Origin of the sequence: Corynebacterium sp. S5S1, from assembly GCF_001913985.1 — a bacterium.
In the GTDB taxonomy this organism is placed as follows: Bacteria; Actinomycetota; Actinomycetes; order Mycobacteriales; family Mycobacteriaceae; genus Corynebacterium; species Corynebacterium marquesiae.
The window spans coordinates 478-2,982 of sequence record NZ_MKXT01000071.1; the positions used below are offsets into that span (position 1 = coordinate 478).

Below are 2,505 nucleotides of genomic sequence, written 5' to 3' on the forward strand. Positions count from 1 at the left end.
TCGTCGGTGTGCGGCAGGCTGCCAATCTCTGCATTGAATTCGCCTGGGCCTTCGACAACGGTGGTGCGCAAACGACCACTGCTCATTGTCGTTTTGGCGCCAGGAACATCAACTTCTACTTCCACGACGTCGCCAGGCACAATCACGCTCGATCCACGCGGGGTGCCAGTCAAGATGATGTCGCCAGGCTCTAGCGTCATGTGCTGCGATAAATCAGCGACAAACTGCGCAAGTGGGAAAATCAGGTCTTTTTCTGTGGTGCCATCTTCCTGCACAACATCACCATTCACCCAGGTGCGCAAGCGCAGCGTGGCTGGGTCAATAGCGGAAGCATCCAGTAGCTCCGGACCGATCGGGGTGTATCCATCGCGCGATTTGGAGCGGGTATTAGACCCTTTATCCTGCGATTTATAATCATACAAACCAAGGTCATTCGATGCGGTGACATAACCGACGTAATCCCAAGCGTCGGCAAGCGAAACGTTGCGGGCTGACTTTCCGATGATCAGCGCGATTTCACCTTCAAAAGCCAACAGTTCAGTCCCCGCAGGGCGCTCCACCTCCGAGCCCGAAGCCGCAAGAGTGCTCGTGGCTTTCAGAAAATAGCTGGGCTGTTTCGGACGACGACCGCGCTGAGCCGCACGGGACTCGAAAGCAACGTGGACGGCAATGACTTTGCCCGGTTTCTCCGGAAGGATGTCAGGAATAGCCATGAAGAATCCTTTTCTGTGACGAGCATTTTCAACGAGCTTTCGGACAAGCACTTGCCCAAATCGTATATCATCCCTAACATCACTGCAAGTGGTTCAATTCACACCCTAGTGGTATATATAAGTCTCCACACACCACCGCGTTGGTGCCCACGCAGGCAGCAAGGCAGGATCAACTAATCCCACACTCCGCCTACCTCCCACAACACAACCCTCGAAAGGACGTTTATGTCGGTAACGCCCACCTCTGCCACGATCTCGGCGAAAGAACGTCGCCGCGTCGTTGCGGCAACCACCATCGGTACCGCGATCGAATGGTACGACTACTTCCTCTACGCCGCCGTCGCTGGCCTGGTGTTCAACCAGCTCATGTTCGGCCCGCTAGAGGGCGGTTTGGCGACAATCGTCTCCTTCGCCTCAGTCGGCCTATCGTTCCTCTTCCGCCCGTTGGGCGCATTCTTGGCTGGCCACTTCGGAGACAAAGTGGGGCGACGCACCGTTTTGATGGTCACGCTATTCGCCATGGGTGGCGCCACCACGCTGATTGGCTTGCTGCCGACGTATGACACCTGGGGAATCTGGGCCCCGATTTTGCTGATCACCTTGCGCATCATCCAGGGAATTTCCGCAGGAGGCGAATGGGGATCAGCAGTGCTGCTGGCCGTTGAACACGCCCCGAACGATAAGCGCGGCTTGTACGGCGCAGGTCCGCAGATCGGTGTACCTATCGGCCTGCTGATGTCTTCTGGCGTGCTGTCCATCATGAACACCGTCGCGCCCGGCGATGCTTTCCTGGAATGGGGTTGGCGCATACCGTTCTTGTTCAGCATCGTGCTGGTCATTGTCGGTTACGCCATCCGCATGGGGGTTGACGAATCCCCGGTTTTCCAGGAAATCTCCGAACGCAAAGACGCGGAAGCGTCCAACCCCATCGACATTTTGTTCAAACGCTACCTGCCGCTGGTACTGACCGCGGCACTCGTTTTCGCTGGTAACGGCACCGTTGGATACATGACTACGGGCGGTTATATCCAGAACTACACCACTAACCCTGACGGCCCCATTGGCCTAGCACGCGGCGATGTCTTGAACGCCGTGACGCTGTCGGCGGTGACCTGGATGCTCTCGACCCTGTTCGCTGGCTGGGTCTCGGACTATATCGGTCGACGAATGACCTACCTGATCGGATTTATCCTCCAGGGCATCGGTGCCGCCGCGCTGTTCCCACTGGTCAATACCGGATCATTGGGCATGCTGTACCTGGCATTGATTGGCCTCACCGTAGGCTTGGGCCTGACCTACGGTCCACAGTCCGCGCTATACGCGGAGCTATTCCCGGCCTCAATCCGAGCCTCCGGCGTATCCATCACCTATGCCATCGGATCCGTGCTTGGTGGCGCATTCGCACCCATGATCGCCGCAGCGTTGTTAGAAGCAACCGGTACGACTTTCGCCATCTCTGGTTACCTGGTCAGCGCTTGTATCGTCGGTTTCATCTGCGTATTCCTTTTGCGCGAACGCAAGGGAATCCCGCTGGGGCCCGAGCATGAGCACGAGCAAATGACTGGGCATTTCACGTTCGGCGCAAAGTAAGTAGCCAGCAGCCAGTAACCGGCAATCAGCAACCAGCAATCAAGAGACATGCATATAACACTTCCAAGAAACTGTTGTACAGATCGCAATAATCATATATGATCCTTGGATAAGACCCAGTTCACAGATCAAAGGATTATTTGATCTAGCTCATAAATTCTCCCACCGCTATCTCATGCGATCAGCTTCCCGGAACCGATTA

General features: G+C 56.0%; 2 protein-coding genes. One reads left to right on the plus strand and one right to left on the minus strand.

What is annotated here, in order from left to right; translation table 11 throughout:
* Positions 1-713 (minus strand): fumarylacetoacetate hydrolase family protein (locus BKN05_RS11950; RefSeq protein ID WP_286688734.1); only part of this gene is annotated, 713 nt, incomplete at its 3' end.
* Positions 714-938: 225 nt separating this feature from the next.
* On the opposite strand from BKN05_RS11950, the gene BKN05_RS11955 reads away from it, so the two are divergent.
* Positions 939-2,303: an MFS transporter gene (locus tag BKN05_RS11955; RefSeq protein WP_286688735.1), complete on the plus strand. Its 1,365-nt coding sequence runs from the start codon at positions 939-941 to the stop codon at positions 2,301-2,303.
* Positions 2,304-2,505 lie beyond the last annotated feature (202 nt).

What these genes read in the sequence shown, in the direction of transcription:
- BKN05_RS11955 (WP_286688735.1), top strand. Translation starts at nt 939, where the DNA reads ATGTCGGTAACGCCCACCTCTGCCACGATCTCGGCGAAAGAACGTCGC.